The sequence below is a fragment of the Streptomyces sp. NBC_01451 genome (genome assembly GCF_036227485.1).
GTDB lineage: Bacteria > Actinomycetota > Actinomycetes > Streptomycetales > Streptomycetaceae > Streptomyces.
On the sequence record NZ_CP109479.1, the window covers coordinates 8,264,287 to 8,287,139 of the forward strand.

The following is a 22,853-nucleotide window of genomic DNA, read 5'->3' on the forward strand; positions in this document are numbered from 1 at the left end:
ATGTGGGGTTGACCTCCTTCAGTCGGCCGCCGGGGCGGCGAGGGGAGCGGCCGGCGCGGCCGGCTTCTCCTCAAGACGGTGTCCGGCGAGCACACCCGTCCGGTGCCGCTGGACGAACCAGTAGTAGGCGAAGCCGCCACCGGCGATGACCGCGACGAACAGCACGGCACCCCACTGGAGGTACCAGTGGAAGGGGGCGGTGGCGTTGTAGACCGAGGCCCGCGGCCAGATCAGGTTGATGGTCATGGCGGCACCCCAGAGCACGGCGCCGATGTTGACGAGCAGACCCCAGCGGCCCAGTGAGAACTTGCCGTCGCCGGCCGGCTGCCACTTGCCGCGCAGCCGTGCCACCAGCATGGGTGCGGTCACGCCCAGATAGGCGAGGTAGATCATGATGATGCCGATGCTGGTGACGACGGTGAAGATCTGCGGCTGGCGGATGTTGACCACCAGGATCGCCAGGGCCAGCACACCGACGATCACGGCGGGCAGCACCGGCGTCTGGAAGCGCGGGCTGACCTTCGCGAGGAGTGAGGACGCGGGCAGGTTGTTGTCGCGGGCCATCGCGAACGCCAGCCGGATCGCCGCGGTGTGCACGGCCAGCGCGCAGACGGTGACCGCGATCAGCACGCACCACAGCATCGCCTTGCCGGCCGTCGGACCGAGCACGTCGAGCACGACGTACTGCAGACCGTCCGTGGACAGCTCCTTGCCCTTCAGGCTGGAGACGCTCATCAGCGCGAGGAGGAGGATCAGGCCGCCGAGGACGAAGGAGGCGACGATCGCCCGGATGATGGCGCGCGGCGCGTTCCGGGACGGGTCCCGGGACTCCTCACCGAGCGAGGCGGCCGTGTCGAAGCCGTACATGACGTACGCGGACGCCAGTGAGGCCACCAGGAACGCGCCGAGGTAGCCGGCGCCGTGGCCCGAACCCGTGCCGTTGGTCTCCATGACCACCTGCGGACCGCGCGTGATGTGCACGGCGAACAGGACGATCAGTACGACCGTGGCGACGAGCTCGATGAAGACGCCCGCCGTGTTGATCGTGGCCATCAGCTTGACACCGAAGGCGTTCACCACGGTCGTGAACAGGATCAGCACGGTGGCCAGGATCACCGCGTTGGTGGCCACGTCGTACTTGCCGGTGCCGTCCCCGACGATCTGGAACACGCTGGAGATCTGCGGCAGCGTGAGCTGGTAGGCGAGGGCCACCGCAGCGATCGACACGATCGAGGCGATCAGCATCATCCAGCCGGCCAGCCAGCCCAGGTGCGGATTGCCGACCTTCTTCGACCAGTTGTAGACCGAGCCCGCCACCGGATAGCGGGCCGCCAGCTCCGCGAAGCAGAGGGCGACCATGAACTGGCCGACGAACACCATCGGCCACGACCACCAGTAGGCGGGGCCGCCGCTGCCGTAGCCGAAGTAGAACAGCTGGAACGTGCCGGTCAGGATCGAGATGTAGCTGATTCCGGCCGCGAAGGTGTGGAAGTTGCCGAGGGTGCGCTTGAGTTCGGGCTTGTAACCGAACTCGGCGAGTTCGGCGTCGTCCGTGTGCCCTGGGCCTGTCGGTTGGTCGGTGGTTGCCATGAGCGGACTCCTGGGGGACCGGGGAGTGGGAGGGAGCGGCTCGTTGCGGGTGCCGGGATCAATGGGGGCGCACATTCAGGACATGCACAAGAGGAACGGCGCACGGATGACGCGTCAAAGGCGGACAAGGGGGGTCAGGCGAACCAGCCCTGCGGCGACGGAGCGGTGTTCCGGTAGATGTGCTTCGCCTCGCGGTACTCGGCGAGCCCGGAGGGCCCCAGCTCACGGCCGAAGCCGGACTGCTTGAAGCCGCCCCACTCCGCCTGCGGGACGTACGGGTGGTAGTCGTTGATCCACACCGTGCCGATCCGCAGCCGGGCCGCGACCCGCTGCGCCTTGGCCTCGTCGGTGGTGAAGACGCCCCCGGCGAGGCCGTACACGGTGTCGTTGGCGAGCCGGACCGCCTCCGCCTCGTCCCTGAAGCGCTCCACGGTGAGCACCGGACCGAACGACTCCTCCTGTACGACGGTCATCCGGGCGTCGCACTCGTCGAGCACCGTCGGCGGGTAGTAGAAGCCGCCGTCGAGCCCCTGGGGACGCTCCCCGCCGCAGCGCAGCACCGCACCCTCGGCCAGGCCCTGGGCGACATATGCCTCGACCTTCGCGCGATGTGCCTCGGAGATCAGCGGGCCGGTCTGGGCCTCTTCGTCGAACGGGCCGCCGAGCCGGATCAGTTGGGCCCGCCGGACGACCTCGTCGACGAACCGGTCGTGCAGCGGGTCCTCCACCAGCAGCCTGGCCCCGGCCGAGCAGACCTGCCCGGAGTGCAGGAACACGGCGGTGAGGGCCATGTCGACGGCCGTGTCGAAGTCCGCGTCGGCGAACACGATGTTGGGGTTCTTGCCGCCGAGTTCGAGCGCGACCTTCTTCACGGTTCCGGCAGCGGCGGCCATGAGGCGGCGGCCGGTCTGGAGCCCGCCCGTGAAGGAGAGGAGGTCGACGTCCGGGTGGTCGGCGAGCGGCGCGCCCGCTTCCGGACCGGCTCCCAGCACCAGGTTGGCCACGCCCGCGGGCAGTCCGGCTTCCTCCAGGAGCCGCATCAGGTGGATCGCGGTGTGCGGGGTCAGCTCGCTCGGCTTGAGGACGAAGGTGTTCCCGGCCGCCAGTGCCGGGGCGACCTTCCACGCGGTCTGGAGGAGCGGGTAGTTCCACGGGGTGATCAGCGCGCAGACACCGACCGGCTCGTGGACGACGCGGCTGTCCACGCTCGGCGAGCCGGTGTCGATGACGCGTCCGGTCTCGCTTGCCGCGAGCCGGCCGAAGTAGCGGAAGCAGTTGACGATGTCGTCGATGTCGTAGGCGCTCTCGACCAGGCGTTTCCCGGTGTCGAGGGACTCCGCGCGGGCCAGTTCGTCCTTGTCGCGGACCATGAGGTCGGCGACACGCAGCAACAGGTCACCGCGATCGGCGGCCGGTGTACCCGGCCAGGGGCCCTCGTCGAAGGCGCGGCGGGCGGCGGCGATGGCCTCCACCGTGTCCTTGCCGTCGGCCTCGTCGACGACACCGACCAGGGAGCCGTCGGCGGGGCAGCGGATCTCGCGGGTGCGCTCGGCGAGCGGGGATCTCCAGGTACCGCCGATGAAGAGTTCGGGCATGTTCTCGTTCCTCCTGGTCAGCGCCCTGCTGAAGGCGCCCTTCCGGTTGTGCGCCTTGCCGACCGAAGACAGTTCATGCCAAATGTGATCTTCGACACACCCGCTCGGATGTCCGGCGACGCGCCGCGGTCGGGGGAATCCGTCCGCGAACCCTTCGTCCGGCATCCAGCACACCACCGTTCCGGCGTGTCCGCGATGTCATCGGAGGCCATGTGCGCCCGGGAGGATCAGGTGGAGGTTCGAATGCAGGGTGGCCATGCGGCTCGCGGCGGTGGCGGGGCATGCGACGTCCCGACGGCCCCGCACTCGTCCATCCGCCTCGCCTCACCCCGGCGGCCCCGGACCCTCAGGGGTGGGACAGCTGCCCGGAACCGCCGCCCTGCCTGCGTATGCGCTCCTGGGTCCGGGCCGTCGCCCGGGCGAGGCGTCGGGCCTTGCGGCGCTCGCGTCGCAGCGCCCGTGCCGTACTGCTGGGCGTCGACACCACGCCGTTGCGCTGACGCCAGACCTGGCGCGTCACCCACACGTCGAGTGCGGCCCAGGTGGCCACCACGGTGCTGACCACGCTGCTGATCACCATCGGGAAGGCCAGCCAGGAACCGGCCAGTGTGGACAGGAAGGCCACCATCGCCTGGATCAGCGTGACGGAGATGATGAGCACCGCCCGCACGGCCGCCGTACGCACCGGGTCCGGCAGCCGGCGCCGACGCGCGGGCTCCTCCACCCACAACTGCCGGTAGGAGGGCTGCGCCTCCGCCCTGACCGGCGTGGCGAGTCGCCCGACCGGAGCGGGGGGCGCTCCGGCCCCGCCACTGCCCTTGCCGGCGTCCGTGTCCTGGCCCGTGCCGACGTTCCTGAGGTCCCCGCGCTCCAAAGGTGCCGCAACGCCGTTCCCGAGCGCCTCGCGTACTTCCGCCGTGCCCATCACGTGTCACTCCCCACCGCCCAGCAGACCGCCCGTCCCGGTGTCGGTGACACCGGCTCCCCAGTGGTTGCCCGGCTTACGCTGTTTTACGCGGCCTGGACGCGGGATGCGGACCCTGCTGACGGTTCCGCCGCCCATCTCCTGTGTACAAAAACGATCGGCGTGTCTCGAAGATTCCCGTCAAACGTAAAAATCCAGCCAAACGGCCAAGTTGGCCGACGACGGCCGTCGTGCGGTCGGTGCCGGATTCGAGGAGGCAATCTCCCGTAATGATCGGACAACTCGCCATGTCTCGCCCGGAGCACGGCAGTTCAGCCCTCAGACAGGTCTTCGAGATATCTGTGGGTCAGTAGTAGGCTCACGCCGATTATTGACGCACATGTGTACCCCCGCGTCGACGGGGGCGAGCTGGGGGAGGCCATGCGCTTTCGCGGGAAGTCCATCCGCCGGAAGATCGTGGCGCTGCTTCTCGTGCCGCTGGTGTCCCTCACCGCGATCTGGGGCTTCGCCACCGTGCTCACGGGGCGTGAGGCGGCCGAGTTGTTCAATGTGTCGTCGATCGTGGAGAAGGTCAGCTACCCCACCGAGGACGCCGTACGCGTGCTTCAGCAGGAGCGGCGCCAGACCCTCGTCTATCTCGCCGACCCCCGTGCCTCCGACGCGCTGGCGGCCCTTCGGCGCAGCCGCACCGCCACCGACGACGTCATCGACAAGATCCGCGACAACGCCGACAAGTCCGACGTGCGCAACTCGATCAGCGACAGCGACAGCGAGCGGCTCACGGCCGTCCTGGAGGCGTTCGACGGCATCGGACCCCTGCGCCGCAGCGTCGAGGAAGGCACGGTCACCCGGTCCCAGGCCCTCGACCTCTACAACCGTCTGGTCGACCCCTGCTACGTCCTGCTCGCCAACCTCCACATCATCGACAACCTGGAGATGGACAAGCAGGCCCGCGCCCTCGTCAACACCGCCCGCGCCCGCGAACTCCTCTCCCGCGAGGACGCCCTGCTCGGCTCGGCCCTGGTCGTGGGCCGTCTCACCCGCGACGAGTCCCGCGACATCTCCGACCTCGTGGCGCAGCGCACCGTCATGTACGACGTCAGCCTGCCGCTGCTCCCGCTGTCGGACCGCGCCCGCTACGAGCGGTTCTGGAAGAACGCCTCCACCGCACCGCTCCGGGTGGCCGAACAGGCCGCCATCAGCGCCGAGTCCGGCAAACCGCGGGGCGTCACGGCGAAGAGCTGGGACACCACGGCCGGCGACGTCCTCGACGAACTCCGCAGGCTCAACGACGAGTCGGGCGACCGCTATCAGGACCGGGTCCGTCCCGTCGTGATGGGCGTCATCGTCAAGGCCGTCGTCGCCGGCGTGCTCGGACTGGTCGCCCTGCTGTTCTCGCTCTTCCTGTCCGTACGCATCGGCCGGGCCCTCATCCGCGACCTGCGCCAACTCCGCCTGGAGGCCCACGAGGCATCCGGTGTCCGGCTGCCGAGCGTGATGCGCCGTCTGTCGGCCGGCGAACAGGTCGACGTGGAGACCGAGGTCCCGCGCCTGGAGTACGACAAGAACGAGATCGGCGAGGTCGGCCAGGCCCTCAACACCCTTCAGCGCGCCGCCGTCGAGGCCGCCGTCAAACAGGCCGAACTCCGCTCCGGGGTCTCCGAGGTGTTCGTCAACCTCGCCCGGCGCAGCCAGGTCCTGCTGCACAAGCAGCTCACCCTGCTCGACACCATGGAGCGCCGGACGGAGGACACCGACGAACTCGCCGACCTGTTCCGCCTCGACCACCTGACCACCCGTATGCGCCGGCACGCCGAAGGCCTGGTGATCCTCTCCGGGGCCGCCCCCTCCCGGCAGTGGCGCAAACCCGTCCAGCTGATGGACGTCGTACGCGCCGCCGTCGCCGAGGTGGAGGACTACGAGCGCATCGAGGTCCGCCGGCTGCCGCGGATGGCCGTCACCGGCCCGGCCGTAGCCGACCTGACCCACCTCGTGGCCGAACTCCTGGAGAACGCCACGGTGTTCTCGCCCCCGCACACCGCCATCCAGGTGCTGGGCGAGCGTGTCGCCAACGGCTTCACCCTGGAGATCCACGACCGGGGCCTGGGCATGGCGGCCGAAGCGCTTCTCGACGCCAACCTGCGGCTCGCCGAGACGCCCGAGTTCGAACTGTCCGACACGGACCGGCTCGGCCTGTTCGTCGTCAGCAGGCTCGCCCAGCGGCAGAACGTCCGGGTCTCCCTCCAGCCGTCCCCGTACGGCGGCACGACGGCCGTCGTCTTCGTCCCCGACGCACTCCTCACGGACGACATCCCGGACACCAACGGCATCGGCTTCCGCCTCGACCGCGCTCGTCCCTCCAAGGAGGCCGAGTTCGAGGGGAGCCGCAGGGCCGCGCTCTCCCCGGCACCCGCGCGCCTCCCCGGCCTGCCTGCCTCGCTCATCGACGGGCCGGTCGAACTGGAGGCGCCCGTCGACCTGGACGCCCTCGACGACTTCCCCGGTCCCTTCGGTGACACGGACAGCGACCACGGCGTGCTCTCCCGGCCGCACCGCTCGATGCCGGGGGCGATGGGCGAAGCGGGCGGCCTCCCCGGCGACCAGCCCCAGCAGACTTCCGGCGGCTGGGACGCAACCGCCCCCGACGACGCGGCCGGCCGGGCGGGAGATCCCGCGACGCTGCCGCGTCGCCGTACCCCCAAACTGGTCAGTTCCCACGGCCGCCCGGTCACCGGACAGCCGCCGCGGCGCAACCCGTCGGCGGCGGACGAACAGCCGGCGGAAGGCGCGGGTCCGACGGACCCGGACACGCTGGCCCCGCTCCCGGCTCGCCGCCGGGGGGACACCGCGATCCGTCGCGAGACCGACCCGGGCGACGGCTTCGGTGACCGCACGGAGTCTTCGGTTCGGCGTTGGGAGGGCAGAGGGGAGACCGTCGGCCGGGGCCTCGACGACCGTACGGATCCGGCGGGCTCCAGGGTGTTCACCGACCGCACGGAACTGTCCGCCTCGCGGTTCGGCGACCGAGCCGCCGGAGGCCGTCCCGACGCGCCCTCCAGCGGCGTCGGCGGGCGGGCGGAGTCGGGCCGCAACGGCCTCGGTGACCTGTCGCCGGAAGCCCCGGCACTCCCGCAGCGCGACCGGCGTGGTGGTTCGGCCGGGACCACCGCCCGACCCGGTGCGGCGGCCGACCCGGCCACGTCCGGTACGGCAGGGCTGCCCCGCCGCGTACGCCAGGCCAACCTGGCTCCGCAGTTGAGGGACGGCCCCGAGCGACGCGCCGAACGGATGAAGCCACGCCCGCAGGACGGGGCCGACCCCTTCGACCGAGACGCCGACGAGGTCCGCAGCCGCATGGCCTCGCTGCAGCGCGGCTGGCAACGTGGTCGTGACGAGAACGCCGAGGGCGACAGCGCCCAGGACGGCACAGCGCAAGGAACGAGTAAGGGGGACGGTCGATGACCGCACCGAAGCCGACCGGCCGGACCGCGAGCGACAAGGCGTCGGGGGAGCTCAACTGGCTCCTCGACGACCTCGTCGACCGGGTCGCCAGCATCCGCAGAGCGCTCGTGCTCTCCGGCGACGGTCTGCCCACCGGGGTCTCCAAGGACCTCAGCCGCGAGGACAGCGAGCACCTGGCCGCCGTCGCCTCCGGATTCCACAGCCTCGCCAAGGGCGTGGGACGTCACTTCGACGCGGGCAGCGTCCGCCAGACGGTCGTCGAACTCGACGACGCCTTCCTCTTCGTGACGGCGGCCGGGGACGGCAGCTGCCTGGCCGTGCTCTCGGACGCGGACTCGGACGTGGGCCAGGTCGCCTACGAGATGACTCTCCTGGTCAAGCGTGTCGGTGTGCATCTGGCAGCTTCTCCGCGCACCGATCTGCCCGCAGGCGGGTAGTGGGATGACATGAGCGGAGACGGCCAACCCAGAAGCCACTGGTTCGACGACGAGGCGGGACCGGTCGTTCGTCCGTACGCCATGACGCGAGGCCGCACCAGCCATGCGGCCCAGCACCGCCTCGACCTGATCGCGGTGGTGATCACGGAGGCGCACGCGGACGACCCCGAAGCGGATCACACGCTGTCCCCGGAACACGTGGTCATCGTCGAACTCTGTCGTGACGCTCCCCAGTCGGTCGCCGAACTCGCCGCCGAACTCAATCTCCCCATCGGTGTGGTGCGGGTCCTCATCGGGGACCTCGTGGACGAGGAAATGGTCCATGTGACGCGCCCCGTACCCCCCGCCGAGCTGGTGGACGAGAATATTCTGCGCGACGTCATCAACGGCCTCCGGGCGCTCTGAGCAGCGCGGAAGCGGGGGCAGAGGCGTGACAGGCCGGCAGTTGCGGGACCATCGAGGCAGGACGTTCACCGACACCCGGAAGCCCGTCGGGGCCGCCCGGACGGATACGACCGTCGCCACCGGCGGCACCGTCCTGCGCGGCGGCATCGGTACGGGACAATGGCGCTGTGCGGACGGGCCGGCGCGCCGTCCCGGCGATGTACCTCATCGAAACCCCGGGCGGCGGGGGCCACGGCCCACCGCCGACCGACCCCGAACAAGCAGGAGAAGAGACCGATGATCTTCGGGCGTTCTGAGCGCGGCAAGCCCCCGGTCGAGCCCGTCACGCTCAAGATCCTCGTGGCCGGCGGATTCGGCGCGGGCAAGACGACCCTCGTCGGTGCGGTCAGCGAGATCAAACCCTTGCGCACCGAGGAGTTGCTCACCGAGGCGGGCCGCCCGGTCGACGACATCAAGGGGGTGGAGGGCAAGAACACCACCACCGTGGCCATGGACTTCGGCCGCATCACCCTCCGCGAGGACCTCGTGCTGTACCTCTTCGGGACGCCCGGACAGGACCGTTTCTGGTTCCTGTGGGACGAGCTCGCCACCGGCGCGCTGGGCGCGGTCGTCCTCGCCGACACCCGCCGCCTGGAGGACAGCTTCGCCGCGGTCGACTACTTCGAGCGGCGTTCCATACCCTTCCTGGTCGGCGTCAACTGCTTCGACGGAGCGGCCCGTTACCCCTCGCAGTCCGTACGGGCGGCACTCGACCTCGATCCCAACGTGCCGCTCGTGCTGTGCGACGCCCGCGACCGGGAGTCGGTCAAAGAGGTCCTCATCGGAGTCGTCCAGCACGCGATGGCGTACGCGGCCGACCGCCGCGCGAGCATCCCCACCTGACGGGACCTCACCGGTCCGCACGCGCACGGCCCGTACCCCCGCCGACCGGGGTACGGGCCGCGGTCCGAAGGCACGCGCGCGCGTGGAGGCGTCCTGGGGGCGGTGGCCCTAGTCCCGGCCGTCCTCCTCCCAGCCGAAGCTCTTCTCCACGGCCTTGCGCCAGTTGTGGTACTCGCGGTCGCGGACCGACGCCTCCATGGCAGGCGTCCACTCGACGTCCTTCTGCCAGTGCGTCTTCAGCTCGTCGAGGTCGTTCCACACCCCGGTCGCCAGGCCGGCCGCGTAGGCCGCTCCCAGGCAGGTCGTCTCGGAGACCTTCGGCCGGATGACCGGCACCCCGAGGACGTCCGCCTGGTGCTGCATCAGCAGGTTGTTCTTCGTCATGCCGCCGTCCACCTTCAGGGTCGTGATGCTCACCCCGGAGTCCTGGAACATGGCGTCCACGACCTCCCGCGTCTGCCAGCTCGTCGCCTCCAGCACCGCGCGCGCCAGATGCCCCTTGGTGACGTACCTCGTGAGGCCGGTGACCACCCCGCGCGCGTCCGAGCGCCAGTAGGGCGCGAACAGACCGGAGAACGCGGGCACGATGTACGCGCCGCCGTTGTCGTCGACGCTCGCCGCGAGCGTCTCGATCTCGTCCGCTGTACGGATGATGCCGAGTTGGTCGCGGAACCACTGCACCAGCGCCCCGGTGATCGCGATGGACCCTTCGAGGCAGTAGACGGGAGCCTCCCCGCCGATCTTGTAACCCATCGTGGTCAGCAAGCCGTTCTTGGAGGGAACGGGCCGGTTGCCGGTGTTGAGCAGCAGGAAACTGCCGGTGCCGTAGGTGTTCTTGGCCGTCCCCACGTCGTAGCAGGCCTGGCCGAACACCGCGGCCTGCTGGTCGCCCAGCGCGGAGGCCACGGGGACGCCCGCGAGCTGGCCCACCGCGGTGCCGTACACCTCGGAAGAGGACCTGATCTCGGGGAGGATCTTCTCGGGGACGTTCATCGCGGCCAGGATGGACGCGTCCCACTGGAGGGTCTCCAGATCCATCAGCATGGTCCGGCCGGCGTTGGTCACGTCGGTGACGTGCCGTCCGCCGTCCGTGCCGCCCGTCAGGTTCCAGATCAGCCAGGAGTCGATGGTGCCGAAGGCGATCTCACCGCGCTCGGCGCGGGCCCGCAGCCCCGGCACGTTGTCCAGCAGCCAGGCCGCCTTGGGGCCGGAGAAGTAGCTGGCCAGGGGCAGCCCGGTCTGCTCGCGGAAACGGTCCTGCCCGTCGGTGCCGCCGAGTTCGTGGCAGAGCGCCGCCGTACGCGTGTCCTGCCAGACGATCGCGTTGTGGACCGGCTTGCCCGTGGCGCGGTCCCACAGGACCGTCGTCTCGCGCTGGTTGGTGATGCCGAGCGCGCTGAGCTGGTCGGCGCGCAGCCCGGCCTTGGCGAGCGCGCCCGCGACCACTGCCTGGACCTTCGACCAGATCTCGGTGGCGTCGTGTTCCACCCACCCGGGCTTGGGGAAGATCTGGCGGTGCTCGCGCTGGTCGACGGCGACGATCGCGCCGTCCTGGTTGAAGACGATGCAGCGACTTGACGTGGTGCCCTGGTCGATCGCGGCGACGAACTTGTCCGTCATGACGTCCCCTTCGTGGGAAGCTCCGGAAGTCTGCGGCCCCGGAAGGCGTGTGTGCGTCAGAAGGCTGCGTTGAAGACGATCCCCGCCAGCGCGGCGCCGATCAGCGGCCCCACCACCGGGATCCACGCGTAACTCCAGTCGGACGTGCCCTTGTTGGGGATCGGAAGCAGGGCGTGGGCGATGCGCGGGCCCAGGTCGCGGGCCGGGTTGATGGCGTATCCCGTGGGACCGCCGAGCGACAGCCCGATGCCGACCACCAGGAAGGAGACGATCAGGATCGCGGTGCCGGACTCGCCGAGCCCCTTGGTCAGCCCGAAGGCCAGGATCGGCAGGACCAGGGCCATGGTCGCGATGATCTCGGTGACGAGGTTCGCGACGGGATTGCGGATCGTGGGCGTCGTGGAGAAGATCCCGAGCGTCGGCTGGGCGATCTCCTCCTCCGCGTTGGCCTGGAACTGGGCGAAGTAGACCAGCCAGCACAGGATCGCGCCGAGGAAGGCGCCGACCATCTGCCCGGCGATGTAGACGTGTACCTTGTCCCACTCCCCGGTGTCGATGGCGATCCCTATCGTCACCGCGGGGTTGAGATGCCCACCGGACAGCGGTGCGGCGGTGTACGCCCCGGCCAGCACACCGAAGCCCCAGCCGAACGTGATGACGATCCAGCCGGAGTCCTTGGCCTTCGAGTAGTTCAGTACGACGGCGGCGACCACGCCGGCGCCGAAGAGGATCAGAATCGCTGTACCGATGATCTCGCCGACAAAGATGTCCCCATTGCTCATGGCGGCTCCTGGGCCCTCGCCCGGGGCGGTCCGGCCCCGGTCGACCTTGCAGAGTGCGTTCCCATGGCTACTTCAGCCGAGGCCGGGGAGTTCCCGCGCCCACCCGGCGTCCGTGACGAGCGTGCTGCGGCAGCCGGATCGCACGCAGGGGAGGGCCCGTGGCTCAGAGGGGGCCCGCACGGCGCATTGTCTCGATACGCCGAGAATGTGCGGCGATGCCGACTGACACCGGAAGTGTTCTCCGGCGTCCTGTGGGCGTCAAGGTCGCCGACGACAATGATTGAGGTGCTCGATTCCTGGGGTGTGCGGTGGCGCTCACCGTGCGGCGGCTCCTCCGCTGCCGCCGCTCGTCCCGCCGTCCTCACCCCGCATGGGCGGGGCCGGCCGGAGCCACCCTCGAACCCCGCCGGCTATCGGACGGGTCGGGACCGTCCGGATCGGCGGGCACCGGCAGGTCGTCCGGGCCGCACCCCGCCGTTCGCACCTCACCGCACCGCGATCACGGAGGAACCGTGGCCGAACAGGCCCTGGTTGGCCGTGATGCCCACGCGTGCTCCCACGACCTGCCGGTCACCGGAGTCGCCCCGCAGCTGCCAGGTCAGCTCGCACACCTGGGCGATGGCCTGCGCGGGGACGGCCTCCCCGAAGGAGCCGAGGCCGCCACTGGTGTTGACGGGTATGCGCCCGCCCAGGGCCGTCGCGCCCTCCCGCAGCAGCTTCGCCGCCTCACCCTCACCGCACAGTCCCAGATCCTCGTACCACTGCAGCTCCAGGGCCGTGGACAGGTCGTAGACCTCGGCCAGGGAGAGGTCCTCGGGGCCGATGCCCGCCTCCTCGTAGGCGGCCCGTGCGATCGACGCCCGGAATGTCCCGTCCGTCGGCTCCACCGCCGTCGCCGAGTCCGTGGCGATGTCCGGCAGGTCCAGCACCGTGGTGGGGTACCGCGGTGTCACCGTGGACACCGCCCGGATCCGCACCGGCTCCGCCACCCCGTGCCGGCGCGCGAACTCCATACCGGTCAGCACCAGTGCGGCCCCGCCGTCGGAGGTGGCGCAGATGTCGAGCAGCCGAAGCGGATCGGCGACCACCGCCGACGCGGCGACCTCGTCGGCGGTGACCCGTTTGCGGTAGCGCGCGTTCGGGTTCAGGGCACCCAGCGCGGCGTTCTTCACCTTCACCTGCGCGAAGTCCTCCAGGGTGTCGCCGTGCACGGCCATCCGCCGACGCGCGTACAGCCCGAAGTACGTCGGGTTCGTCGCCCCCAGGACGCGGAACCGCAGCCAGTCCGGATCGTCGGCGCGGTCCCCGCCGGCCGGCCGGAAGAACCCCTTCGGTGCCGAGTCCGCGCCCACGACGAGCACCACCTCCGCGAGCCCGGCGAGGATCTGCGCGCGTGCGACGGCGATCGCCTGCGCCCCCGACGCGCACGCCGCGTACACACTGGTCACCCGGGCGCCCTGCCAGCCCAGCGCCTTGGCGAACGTCGCCCCCGCCACGTACCCGGGATATCCGCCGCGCACGGTGTCCGCACCGACGACCGAGTCGACGTCCCGCCAGTCGACCCCCGCGTCGGCGAGCGCCGCCCGTGCGGCGGCCGAGCCGTACTCGGTGAAGCTCTGCCCCCACTTGCCCCAGGGGTGCATGCCCACGCCGAGCACCGCCACCTCTCCGGTCATTTCACCGCCCCCGTCGGCCGCCAGTGCCAGGTCGTCCAGGTCGTCTCCGCGTCCTCGTGCAGCACTCCCGGGACGACCTCCACCTCCATGCCCACCGTCAGATCGGCGACGGTGACCCCGGGAACCGCTTGTCCCAGTACCACCATCCGCTCGGACTCCAGCTCCACAGCGATCAACGTGTACGGCTCCCACGGAAGTTCCGGATTCGTCACATAGGGTGACGGAGGCCGGTACTGGCTGTCGGTGTACGACCAGACGCGCCCGCGCCCGGACAGCGGCACCTCCGCCAGCTCGCCGCCCCGGCACCCCGGGTTGCGGCAGTGGACGTCCTCGCGGGGGAAGAAGACCGAGGCGCAGGCCGAGCAGCGGGTGCCGAGGAGGCGGAAGCCGTCCCCGTCCTCCGTGAACCACCCGGGGACAACAGGTGTGCGGATGCGTGCCACATCCCCTCCAGAGACCCGTATCTGACGGAACGTCAGAAGTGTGGCACGGTCCCATCGGATTGGGCAGCCGTCGCACAGAACCGCACGAGCCCCGCGTGCGTCGTCGTATCGGTAGGGGCGGTCGGAGTCCACGGGGGTGGTTCCGGCCGCCCCCGCTGCGCGGCATGGCCCCGAGGTGCCCCCGGAAGCCCCCGTCCGCATGATCGGATACAGTCCGCCGCGTGTCCGTAAACCAACTATCAACCGACAACTCCGCGCCGGGCTCCCACTGTTCGAGCTGCGGAGCGCCGTACGGAGCGGGCGTTTCCGACTGGCCCCGTACCTGCCCCGCCTGCGGCACCGTGGCCTACCGCAACCCGCTGCCCGTCGCGGTGGCACTCCAGCCCGTGTACGACACCAAGGGCACCGCCCTGGTCGTCATCACCCGAACCATCGCCCCCGCGCGCGGAGGCATCGCCCTGCCCGGCGGGTACGTCGACCACCGCGAGGACTGGCGGCAGGCCGTCGTCCGTGAACTCAGGGAGGAGACAGGCATCGAGGCCGCGAGCCGCGACGTCCGTCTCGTCGACGCGCTGAGCTCGCCCGACGGTCACCTGCTGCTCTTCGGAACCCTGCCCGAACGCCCCGCCGACCAACTGCCGGAGTCCGCAGCCACGGACGAGACCGACGGCTGGCACCTCCTGCGCAGGCCGGAGGAGCTCGCCTTCCCGCTGCACACGGTGGCTGCACGCGCGTGGTTCGAGGGCCGCTACTGAGGCCGCTCAGCGCCCGTCGAGGCCTCGTACGCGCACGGGGTGGACCGGTTCGCTCACGCCGTCCTCCCCGTCCCGCTCGACGACCACCCGACGCCCCTCCCAGCGAGTGACGTACCGCTCGATCTCCGGCTCCTCCCACCCGTCACCCGCGTCCTGCACCACCAGCCCGCCCCCGGTACGTCCGCGGGCGGGCGCCCACACCTCCAGCTCAAGACCGCCGCCGTCGCCCCGCACGGGCACGACGGCGCCCGCGCGGGCAAGAACCGGAATCCGCGACAAAGGAGCGTCGACCAGCACCTGACCGGGCCCCTCGTACGCCTGCTCCGTCACCGTGTCGTACCAGCGCCCGCGCGGCAGCTGCACCGCACGCCGGTCCGCACCCGGGTCGAGCACCGGTGCCACCAGCAGACAGTCACCCAGCAGGAAGGCGTCCTCGCAGTCCCGCAGCGAACGTTCCTCGGGCGCCCCCCACCACAACGGCCGCACATAGGGCGCCCCCGTGAGACGCGCCAGATGCGCCAGCGTCGTGAAGTACGGCAGCATGCGCCGGCGTTCGACGAGCGCCACGCGCGCGTGTGCCAGGACATCCGCACCGAACTCCCAGGGCTCCCTGCACCCCGCCCGCAGACCCGCGTGCGTGCGGAACAGCGGCAGATGGGCGCCCAGTTGGAACCACCGCAGATACAGCTCCGGCGACGGGCCTCCGCCCACGCCGCCCACATCAGGGCCCGAGTAGGGCACCCCGCACAGCCCGAGGCCCATCACCAGCGACAGGGACGCCCGCAGCCCCGGCCAGCCTGTCGCCACGTTCCCGGACCACGCCCCTCCGTAGCGCTGCATACCGGCCCAGCCGGAGCGGGAGAACACGAACGGCCGCTCCTTCGGCGCCAGTTCGCTCAGCCCCTCGTAGGCGGCCTGGGCCATGCACAGGGCGTACACGTTGTGCGCCTCGCGGTGGTCGCCGCCGGGCCCCTCCAGCACGTGGCGGGCCGAACGCGGCAGGGTCGACTCTCCGAAAGCGGTGAAGGACGTGGGCTCGTCCATGTCGTGCCAGAAGCCGGCGAACCCCTGCCCGAGCCGTTCCTCGTACATCCGGCCCCACCACGCACGCACGGACGCGTGCGTGAAGTCGGGGAAGACGGACTCCCCGGGCCACGCGACCCCTCGCACGAGCCGCCCCGACGCATCCCGTACGAACGTGTCCTCGGCGCTCCCGCCGTCGTACACGGCGTTGCCCGGCACGGCCCCGACCGCGGGGCCGACGACCGACACCAGCCGTATGCCGTCGCGCCGCAGATCCTCGGCGAGGGCCGCCATCTTCGGGAACTGCTCCTCGTCGATGGTGAACACCTGGTGCCCGTCGAAGTGGTCGATCCCGAGATGGACCGCGTCGAGCGGCAGATCGTGCTCCTGGTAGCCCGCGACGATCCGCCGCACCTCCTGCTCCCCGCCGAGGCCCCGGCGCACGTGGTGGTGGCCCAGCGCCCACGAAGGCGGCAGCGCGGGAGCGCCCGTGAGCGTGGCCCACGTGTGCAGCACGCGCGCGGGGGTGCCCACCATCATCCAGCAGCGCAGCGGCCCGCCGTCCATCCGCAGCTCGGACGTTCCGGCCCGGTCGTGCCCCGAACCCGCTCCCTCCTCACCCTCCCGCAGTGTCACCGTGCCGTCCCAGGTGGTGTCCTGGAAAACCAGGTGGGTCGCCGCATCGGCCACCACCAGCTGCACCGGCATGGTGATGGACAGCGGATCGTCGCCGCGGCCGAAGGCGCGACCGGGGTCCGTGTTCCACAGGCGGTAGGTCCCATCGCGCAACCGCGGTCCCGAGGCGCGCCCCCCGAGCCCGAAGAACCGCGCGTCCGCGGCCACCTCGGAGCGCTGCATCCAGCGGCTCGTGCCGCCGCCCACGGGCTCCCACCAGCGAGGCGGCAGCTCCCGTCGCAGGCTCACCCCTCCGGGGGTGAGCACTTCCACCGCACCGTGCCGCGAGACCACGACCGTCACCCGCTCGGCCACGACCCGCCAGCCGCCGTCCGTGTCCGGCTCCAGCGAGGCACGGGGATCCGGCTCCGGACAGCGGCCGGCGAGTGCGTACGACGGCTCGGGACCGGCCCCGTCCCAGCCCCAGAAGACCGCCCCGTTGACGGCGACGACGACCCGCAGCTCCGACCTCGCGAACCGGACTACACCGCCACCGGGCCCCGGCTCCACGTCCAGCACGGGCCCGGGCACCCGCGCGCGCTCGGTACCCCGCGGCGGCAGCCCGGCTGCGTCGGCACGCCTCCGGCGCCAGGCGGCCCGTACGGTACGCAGCCCCTGGGCCGCTCCCGCCGAACCGACCGCCTTCACCGAACGCACCAGGTCACGACCTTCCATGCTGCTCAGCCTGCCACTGACTTCACCCGATAGGCGCACAGTTCAGCAGCCGTTCACCCTGGTAGGGACCACATCTTCATCTCCACGACACGACCCCCGCGCGGCGCACCCTGGTGCCGGAGTCGATCAAATGGCATGGTCCGTGTCAGCCGTGTCACGCGCACAGTCCGGGAGCCGCCCCATGTCCACCACCAACCCCACGCCCCTCTGGCAGCCCGACCGGGAACGCATCGCCCGGGCCAGGATCACCAGGTTCCAGGCGTGGGCGGCCGAGCAGCACGGAGCCCCCGCCGACGGCGGCTACGCAGCACTGCACAGGTGGTCCGTGGACCGGCTCGACACGTTCTGGCAAGCCGTCACCGAGTGGTTCGACGTGCGCTTCTCGACGCCCTACGCGCGCGTGCTCGGCGATCGTTCGATGCCCGGCGCGCAATGGTTCCCCGGAGCGAAGCTCAACTACGCCGAGCACGCCCTGCGCGCCGCGGACACCCGCGCGGACGAACCCGCCCTCCTGTATGTCGACGAGACCCACGAACCCCGCCCGGTGACCTGGGCCGAACTGCGCCGCCAGGTCGGCTCCCTCGCCGCCGAGCTGCGTACGCTCGGAGTGCGCCCGGGAGACCGCGTGAGCGGCTATCTCCCGAACGTTCCCCAAGCCGTGGTCGCTCTGCTCGCCACGGCCGCCGTGGGCGGCGTATGGACGTCCTGCGCCCCCGACTTCGGTGCCCGCAGCGTCCTCGACCGCTTCCAGCAGGTCGAACCGGTCGTGCTGTTCACCGTCGACGGCTACCGTTACGGCGGCAAGGAGCACGACCGCCGTGACACCGTCGCCGAACTCCGTCGAGAACTGCCCACCCTGCGCGCCGTCGTCCACATCCCGCTGCTGGGCACCGAGCCTCCCGAAGGCGCCCTGGAATGGTCCGCCCTCACGTCCGCGGATGTGACACCCGCCTACGAGCAGGTCACCTTCGACCACCCCCTGTGGGTGCTCTACTCCTCGGGCACGACCGGCCTCCCCAAGGCGATCGTCCAGTCCCAGGGCGGCATCCTCGTCGAGCACCTCAAACAACTCGGCCTGCACTGCGACCTGGGCCCGGAGGACCGCTTCTTCTGGTACACGTCCACCGGCTGGATGATGTGGAACTTCCTCGTCTCCGGCCTCCTCACGGGCACGACGATCGTCCTCTACGACGGCAGCCCCGGTTACCCCGACACCGGCGCCCAGTGGCGGATCGCCGAACGTACGGGAGCGACCCTTTTCGGCACCTCGGCGGCGTACGTCATGGCCTGCCTGAAGGCCGGAGTGCACCCGGCCCGGGACTTCGACCTGTCGGAGGTGCAGTGCGTCGCGACGACCGGATCACCGCTGCCTCCCGACGGATTCCGCTGGCTGCACGACGAGTTCGCGGCGAGCGGGGCCGGCCTGTGGATCGCCTCGGTCAGCGGCGGCACGGACGTGTGCTCCTGCTTCGCGGGGGCCGTACCGACCCTCCCCGTGCACATCGGCGAACTCCAGGCGCCCGGGCTGGGCACCGACCTCCAGTCCTGGGACCCGAACGGAGAGCCCCTCGTGGACGAGGTCGGCGAACTCGTGGTCACCAACCCGATGCCGTCCATGCCCGTCCACTTCTGGAACGATCCCGACGGCAGCCGGTACCACGAGAGTTACTTCGACACCTATCCCGGAGTGTGGCGCCACGGCGACTGGATCACCCTCACCTCGCGCGGCTCCGTGATCATCCACGGCCGCTCCGACTCCACGCTCAACCGGCAGGGCGTGCGCATGGGGTCGGCCGACATCTACGAAGCCGTCGAACGACTGCCCGAGATCAAGGAATCCCTCGTCATCGGCGTCGAACAACCCGACGGCGGTTACTGGATGCCGCTCTTCGTCCACCTCGCGCCCGGAGCCGTACTCGACGAGGCCCTCCTGAACCGCATCAAACAGACCATCCGCGAACAGCTCTCCCCGCGCCACGTCCCCGACGAGGTCATCGAGGTCCCCGGAGTTCCGCACACCCTCACCGGTAAGCGCATCGAGGTCCCGGTGAAGCGCCTTCTCCAGGGCAGCCCCCTGGAGAAGGCCGTCAACCCCGGCTCCATCGACAACCTGGACCTGCTGAACTTCTACGCCGAGCTGGCCCGCAAACGCGCCTGACAGGCACCCCGGAAGAGCGGTCGACCACCGTAGGTGGCCGCGGACTCGACCAGCACAATGGCGAAGTCCGAGGCCGGCCGCGCCGCGTCGGCCGACCGGAGGCCCGCGTAAGCCGTCGCGACCGTGCCCGGACTCATCCCCAGCTCGTCGGCGAGCCGACGCACCGGAGGCAGCGGCGCCCCCGGCCCCAACATCCCCTCGGACACACCTCTTTCGACGGACGAGGCAATTCCCTTGCCCCGCGTCCTGGTCGCCCTCCAGTCGATACGTGCCCTGGCCTCGTTCGCCCCGCTCACGACAGATCACTACGCGGTGCTTCTCGCGTGCACGGCCGTCGGCGGCTTCGGCGACCGCGGGTCGAGAGTCATCACCAAGCTCTGTGCCACCCGCGTCGCCGGACCGGACCGTGTCCGCTACCAGGCGATCAACCGGACGGCCACCAAAGCGGGTTGGACCCTCGGCGGCCTCGCCGCACCACGGCGTAACAATGACTTCTGGTCGGCGACGCCCTCAGGCTCGTCGCCACCGCGCATGGCGCGATCACACCTACCTCGCCTACGTCGCCACCGAGGCCGTCCTCATCCTCGACGACGCCGTCTTCAAGGTCGGCCTGCCCCTCCGGACCGCCCAAACCGGCCGCGCACCGACCGGCCTCGCACCGCTGCTGATGGTTCTCGACAACGTGATGGTGGTGGCCCTCCGGGGTCCCTCTGGCCCGCTTCGTCACCATCACCACCACCAGGGCCGCTCGCAGGCTCCTGCTCCCGCTCTCCGAGGTCTTCGCGCCGGGCGGCATCACCATGCCTCTGTCGGCCACCTGTACGACTGCCTCCGCGACACTGTTCCTCACCACCTCGGCCGTCGGACTCGCGCAAGCCCGACAGCGCACCACCGGACAACTGACTGTCACTGCGGCCACCGCCGCCGGGCCTCTCGGCTGGACCGGCTTCGGCGCCGGAATCGCTGTGAGCTGCGTGATTCAGCATCGCCTCGTCCGTGACCGACCGACCCGAAGACCATTGTCAGTGGCTCCCGTTACTTTGAGTGAGCATTGATCGACGGCACACAGGGGGAACCATGGCGAACACCGGCCACCCGACCATGCGGCGCGTTCTGCGCCGCGAAATCGCGGGCACCATCGGCCTGCTCACCGACGAGCACGACTTCCGGGCGATGCGGCGCTACCGCACCTTCACCTTCCAGAACCACACGGCCTACCTCCGCGAGGTGGAAGCTCTCCTGAAAAGCCTTGCCGCGCAGGGCAGTCACACCACCGTCGCGCTCTTCGACCCTGAGGAGTACGCCGAATTCTGCATCGCCTCCGGTCTGGACCCGGACGCCCCGTCCAGCCGCACCCGCTTCACAGCGGAACTCGCCACCACGGGCCCGACCGTCCCGTACGACGGCCAACCACTCGCCGAGCTGCTTCCACACCTGGTCGACGAGGCCGTCCGCCAGGCGACCTGGGAGTACGCCGCCACACTCCTGGCACGAATCGGCGCCTGCGCATCCTGCGGGGAGGACATCGGACGTGCGGCGTTCGCCCGTGCCTCGAACCTCCTCGTCCGCATCCTCGACACCGCCCCACGGGGAAACAGGCACCTCGTCTGCAGTGTCACGACACCAGCCGAAACACTCGTCGCCGTCCTCCACGCGGACGACGACAGCGAGGGCGCGGCAGAACTCGACGAGGCCGAAGCCCTCGAATTCACCACGGTCCTGGCTCTCGGCCTCGCCACCCAGAGCCCCGGCGGCCTCGTGATGCGCACCACCGCCCCCGGCACCACCGACCGCGTCTACGGCTGGCACCTGCGCGGCAACGGTGTCGAACCGCTGACCGCCGGCGAGGTCTTCGACGCCTACTGCACCGACGCCGAATCAGGCGACCTCATCTCCCCGGAACCGGACGTCGACTACTGCACACCCCCAGACCTCGGAGGAGAGGGACCCACGACGGGCCACATCCACTGAAACGACAGACGGGCGAGGGGCGCCCCGCCCGAAGTGGAACGCCCCTCGCCCGACGAACGGTCCGCACCGACCGCGTCCGCGCGACTGATCGACGACGCGACCGGGCGACTACTCGCCCGACAGCACTGCCTGAGCGGCGTCGTGAGCCTCCTCGGCACTGTCCGCGGCCCGGGCTGCCACGGCGGCCCGCTCACACTGCGCCAGCGTGTACTTGGCCAGCGACGACCGCACGTAGGGAATCGAAGCCGCGCCCATGGAAAGCGAGGTGACGCCCAGACCGATCAGCACACACGCGAGCAAGGGGTCCGACGCCGCCTCGCCACAGACACCACAGCTCTTGCCCTCGGTCCTCGCCGCCTCGGCGGACAGAGCGACCAGGTCGAGCAGCGCGGGCTGCCACGGATCCTGCAGACGAGAGACCGCCCCCACCTGACGGTCGGCGGCGAAGGTGTACTGCGCGAGGTCGTTGGTTCCCAAGGACAGGAACTCGACCTCCCGCAGGATCGAGCGCGCCCGCAGCGCGGCCGACGGGATCTCCACCATGGCACCGAACTTCGCCCGCAGCCCGGCCGCACGGCACGCGTCCGCGAACGCCTTGGCATCGGCACGGTCCGCGACCATCGGAGCCATGACCTCAAGGTGGACAGGCAGTCCCTCCGCGGCCTTCGCGAGCGCCGTCAGCTGCGTGTGCAGCACATCGGGGTGGTCGAGCAGGGTCCGAAGACCGCGTACACCCAGAGCCGGGTTCGGCTCGTCGGCCGGCGTCAGGAAGTCCAGCGGCTTGTCCGCGCCCGCGTCGAGCACCCGAACGACAACGCGCCCTTCGGGGAAGGCCTCAAGAACCTGCCGGTACGCCTCGATCTGCTTCGCCTCGGACGGCGCGTTCTTGCTGTCGTCCAGGAAAAGGAACTCGGTACGGAAGAGACCGATGCCCTCTGCTCCGGCCTCGACGGCAGCCGGTACGTCCGCGGGCCCGCCGACGTTCGCCAGCAGAGGCACCTTGTGACCGTCGGAGGTGGCGCCAGGCCCGGTCGAGGCTGTCAGCGCCGCCTTGCGCTGGGCAGCCGCGGCCTCCAACTGCGCCTTCTTCTCCGCACTGGGTTCGACGAAGACTTCTCCCGTGCTCCCGTCCACCGCGATCACCGTGCCCTCGGCGAGCTCACCCGCACCGGGCAGCGCCACCACGGCGGGTACACCGAGGGCCCTCGCCAGGATCGCGCTGTGGCTGGTCGGCCCACCTTCCTCGGTCACGAAGCCGAGTACCAGGGTCGGATCCAGCAGCGCGGTGTCGGCGGGCGCGAGGTCGCGGGCAATAAGGACGTACGGCTCGTCGCTGTCGGGGACACCGGGCATGGGAACCCCGAGAAGTCGGGCGACGATACGATTCCGCACGTCGTCGAGGTCGGCCACGCGCCCAGCGAGGTACTCACCGGCACCCGCCAGAAGAGCGCGATACGCGGCGAACGCGTCGTACACAGCGCGCTCGGCCGTGCTGCCGACTGCGATACGCCGGTCCACGTCCGCGATCAGTTCGGGATCCTGGGCCATCATGGCCTGCGCCTCAAGCACTGCTTGGGCCTCGCCGCCCGCCAGATTGCCGCGCGCGTTCAGGTCCGCCGCCACAGCGTCAACGGCCTGGCGGGCGCGCCCCTGCTCGCGCTCCGCATCCTCCGCCGGGACCTGCTTGGCAGGCGGCTCGAGCACTGCCGTTCCCATGTGCCGAACTTCGCCGATCGCCACACCGTGGCTCACACCGACGCCTCGCAGCGTTGTCTCCAT

The 22,853-nt window shown here is 70.6% G+C and carries 17 protein-coding genes; 7 read left to right on the forward strand and 10 right to left on the reverse strand.

The features are described from left to right. Positions 1-18 precede the first annotated feature (18 nt). The 3 genes from OG595_RS36335 to OG595_RS36345 form a co-directional block, all read right to left on the reverse strand. Positions 19-1,590 (reverse strand): APC family permease, encoded by a 1,572-nt coding sequence (locus tag OG595_RS36335; RefSeq protein ID WP_329279588.1) that lies wholly within the window; start codon positions 1,588-1,590, stop codon positions 19-21. A 134-nt stretch (positions 1,591-1,724) separates the two neighbouring features. Then, entirely contained in the window at positions 1,725-3,185 is a 1,461-nt protein-coding gene (locus tag OG595_RS36340; protein WP_329279589.1) for an aldehyde dehydrogenase family protein, read from the reverse strand. Between the two features lie 346 nt (positions 3,186-3,531). Beyond that, positions 3,532-4,113 carry a hypothetical protein gene (locus tag OG595_RS36345; RefSeq protein ID WP_443073280.1) on the reverse strand — a complete coding sequence of 194 codons (582 nt, stop codon included), beginning with the start codon at positions 4,111-4,113 and terminating at the stop codon, positions 3,532-3,534. Between the two features lie 417 nt (positions 4,114-4,530). Between OG595_RS36345 and OG595_RS36350 the strand changes: the two genes are divergently transcribed. The 4 genes from OG595_RS36350 to OG595_RS36365 all read left to right on the forward strand — a co-directional run bounded on the left by OG595_RS36350 (position 4,531) and on the right by OG595_RS36365 (position 9,296). Further along, entirely contained in the window at positions 4,531-7,572 is a 3,042-nt protein-coding gene (locus tag OG595_RS36350) for a sensor histidine kinase (protein WP_329279593.1), read from the forward strand. After that, positions 7,569-8,009: a roadblock/LC7 domain-containing protein gene (locus OG595_RS36355; protein WP_329279594.1), complete on the forward strand. Its 441-nt coding sequence runs from the start codon at positions 7,569-7,571 to the stop codon at positions 8,007-8,009. The genes OG595_RS36350 and OG595_RS36355 overlap by 4 nt, the downstream gene beginning before the upstream one ends. A 9-nt stretch (positions 8,010-8,018) precedes the next feature. Next, complete coding sequence (locus tag OG595_RS36360) at positions 8,019-8,414, forward strand: DUF742 domain-containing protein (protein ID WP_329279596.1); 396 nt, start codon at positions 8,019-8,021, stop codon at positions 8,412-8,414. Between the two features lie 276 nt (positions 8,415-8,690). Beyond that, a complete protein-coding gene (locus tag OG595_RS36365; protein WP_329279599.1) occupies positions 8,691-9,296 on the forward strand; it encodes a GTP-binding protein in 606 nt (201 codons plus the stop codon). Positions 9,297-9,404: 108 nt separating this feature from the next. On the opposite strand, the gene glpK is transcribed toward OG595_RS36365, so the two are convergent. The 4 genes from glpK to OG595_RS36385 form a co-directional block, all read right to left on the reverse strand. After that, the gene (glpK, locus tag OG595_RS36370) at positions 9,405-10,916 is read right to left on the reverse strand and encodes a glycerol kinase GlpK (RefSeq protein WP_329279601.1); all 1,512 of its coding nucleotides are present in this window, start codon (positions 10,914-10,916) and stop codon (positions 9,405-9,407) included. A 56-nt stretch (positions 10,917-10,972) separates the two neighbouring features. Beyond that, positions 10,973-11,698 (reverse strand): MIP/aquaporin family protein, encoded by a 726-nt coding sequence (locus tag OG595_RS36375; RefSeq protein ID WP_329279605.1) that lies wholly within the window; start codon positions 11,696-11,698, stop codon positions 10,973-10,975. Positions 11,699-12,183: 485 nt separating this feature from the next. Further along, positions 12,184-13,374: a lipid-transfer protein gene (locus OG595_RS36380; RefSeq protein WP_329279607.1), complete on the reverse strand. Its 1,191-nt coding sequence runs from the start codon at positions 13,372-13,374 to the stop codon at positions 12,184-12,186. Next, positions 13,371-13,817, reverse strand: coding sequence for a Zn-ribbon domain-containing OB-fold protein (locus tag OG595_RS36385; protein WP_329279609.1), 447 nt, complete (start codon positions 13,815-13,817; stop codon positions 13,371-13,373). The genes OG595_RS36380 and OG595_RS36385 overlap by 4 nt, the downstream gene beginning before the upstream one ends. Positions 13,818-14,038: 221 nt before the next feature. Here OG595_RS36385 and OG595_RS36390 point away from each other — a divergent pair, with 221 nt between their 5' ends. Next, positions 14,039-14,572 carry an NUDIX domain-containing protein gene (locus OG595_RS36390; RefSeq protein WP_329279611.1) on the forward strand — a complete coding sequence of 178 codons (534 nt, stop codon included), beginning with the start codon at positions 14,039-14,041 and terminating at the stop codon, positions 14,570-14,572. Positions 14,573-14,578: 6 nt separating this feature from the next. Here the strand turns inward: OG595_RS36390 and OG595_RS36395 are convergent, their stop codons facing one another. Then, positions 14,579-16,945 (reverse strand): glycoside hydrolase family 31 protein, encoded by a 2,367-nt coding sequence (locus OG595_RS36395; RefSeq protein WP_329279612.1) that lies wholly within the window; start codon positions 16,943-16,945, stop codon positions 14,579-14,581. Positions 16,946-17,126: 181 nt separating this feature from the next. On the opposite strand from OG595_RS36395, the gene OG595_RS36400 reads away from it, so the two are divergent. After that, positions 17,127-19,103 (forward strand): acetoacetate--CoA ligase, encoded by a 1,977-nt coding sequence (locus tag OG595_RS36400; RefSeq protein ID WP_329279614.1) that lies wholly within the window; start codon positions 17,127-17,129, stop codon positions 19,101-19,103. On the opposite strand, the gene OG595_RS45475 is transcribed toward OG595_RS36400, so the two are convergent. Next, on the reverse strand, positions 19,073-19,297 hold the full coding sequence (locus OG595_RS45475; RefSeq protein ID WP_443073379.1) for a hypothetical protein: 225 nt from the start codon (positions 19,295-19,297) through the stop codon (positions 19,073-19,075). The two genes, OG595_RS36400 and OG595_RS45475, sit on opposite strands and share 31 nt — an antisense overlap. A gap of 883 nt (positions 19,298-20,180) precedes the next feature. Here OG595_RS45475 and OG595_RS36410 point away from each other — a divergent pair. After that, positions 20,181-21,074, forward strand: coding sequence for a hypothetical protein (locus OG595_RS36410; RefSeq protein ID WP_329279616.1), 894 nt, complete (start codon positions 20,181-20,183; stop codon positions 21,072-21,074). Positions 21,075-21,182: 108 nt separating this feature from the next. On the opposite strand, the gene ptsP is transcribed toward OG595_RS36410, so the two are convergent. Beyond that, entirely contained in the window at positions 21,183-22,853 is a 1,671-nt protein-coding gene (gene ptsP, locus OG595_RS36415) for a phosphoenolpyruvate--protein phosphotransferase (protein WP_329283484.1), read from the reverse strand.

Bases quoted from the DNA above. Each gene is read 5' to 3' on its own strand.
- OG595_RS36335 (WP_329279588.1), bottom strand. From the start codon at position 1,590: ATGGCAACCACCGACCAACCGACAGGCCCAGGGCACACGGACGACGCC.
- OG595_RS36340 (WP_329279589.1), bottom strand. From the start codon at position 3,185: ATGCCCGAACTCTTCATCGGCGGTACCTGGAGATCCCCGCTCGCCGAG.
- OG595_RS36350 (WP_329279593.1), top strand. From the start codon at position 4,531: ATGCGCTTTCGCGGGAAGTCCATCCGCCGGAAGATCGTGGCGCTGCTT.
- OG595_RS36355 (WP_329279594.1), top strand. From the start codon at position 7,569: ATGACCGCACCGAAGCCGACCGGCCGGACCGCGAGCGACAAGGCGTCG.
- OG595_RS36360 (WP_329279596.1), top strand. From the start codon at position 8,019: ATGAGCGGAGACGGCCAACCCAGAAGCCACTGGTTCGACGACGAGGCG.
- OG595_RS36365 (WP_329279599.1), top strand. From the start codon at position 8,691: ATGATCTTCGGGCGTTCTGAGCGCGGCAAGCCCCCGGTCGAGCCCGTC.
- glpK (WP_329279601.1), bottom strand. From the start codon at position 10,916: ATGACGGACAAGTTCGTCGCCGCGATCGACCAGGGCACCACGTCAAGT.
- OG595_RS36375 (WP_329279605.1), bottom strand. From the start codon at position 11,698: ATGAGCAATGGGGACATCTTTGTCGGCGAGATCATCGGTACAGCGATT.
- OG595_RS36380 (WP_329279607.1), bottom strand. From the start codon at position 13,374: ATGACCGGAGAGGTGGCGGTGCTCGGCGTGGGCATGCACCCCTGGGGC.
- OG595_RS36395 (WP_329279612.1), bottom strand. From the start codon at position 16,945: ATGGAAGGTCGTGACCTGGTGCGTTCGGTGAAGGCGGTCGGTTCGGCG.
- OG595_RS36400 (WP_329279614.1), top strand. From the start codon at position 17,127: ATGTCCACCACCAACCCCACGCCCCTCTGGCAGCCCGACCGGGAACGC.
- OG595_RS45475 (WP_443073379.1), bottom strand. From the start codon at position 19,297: ATGTTGGGGCCGGGGGCGCCGCTGCCTCCGGTGCGTCGGCTCGCCGAC.
- OG595_RS36410 (WP_329279616.1), top strand. From the start codon at position 20,181: ATGGCGAACACCGGCCACCCGACCATGCGGCGCGTTCTGCGCCGCGAA.
- ptsP (WP_329283484.1), bottom strand. From the start codon at position 22,853: ATGGAGACAACGCTGCGAGGCGTCGGTGTGAGCCACGGTGTGGCGATC.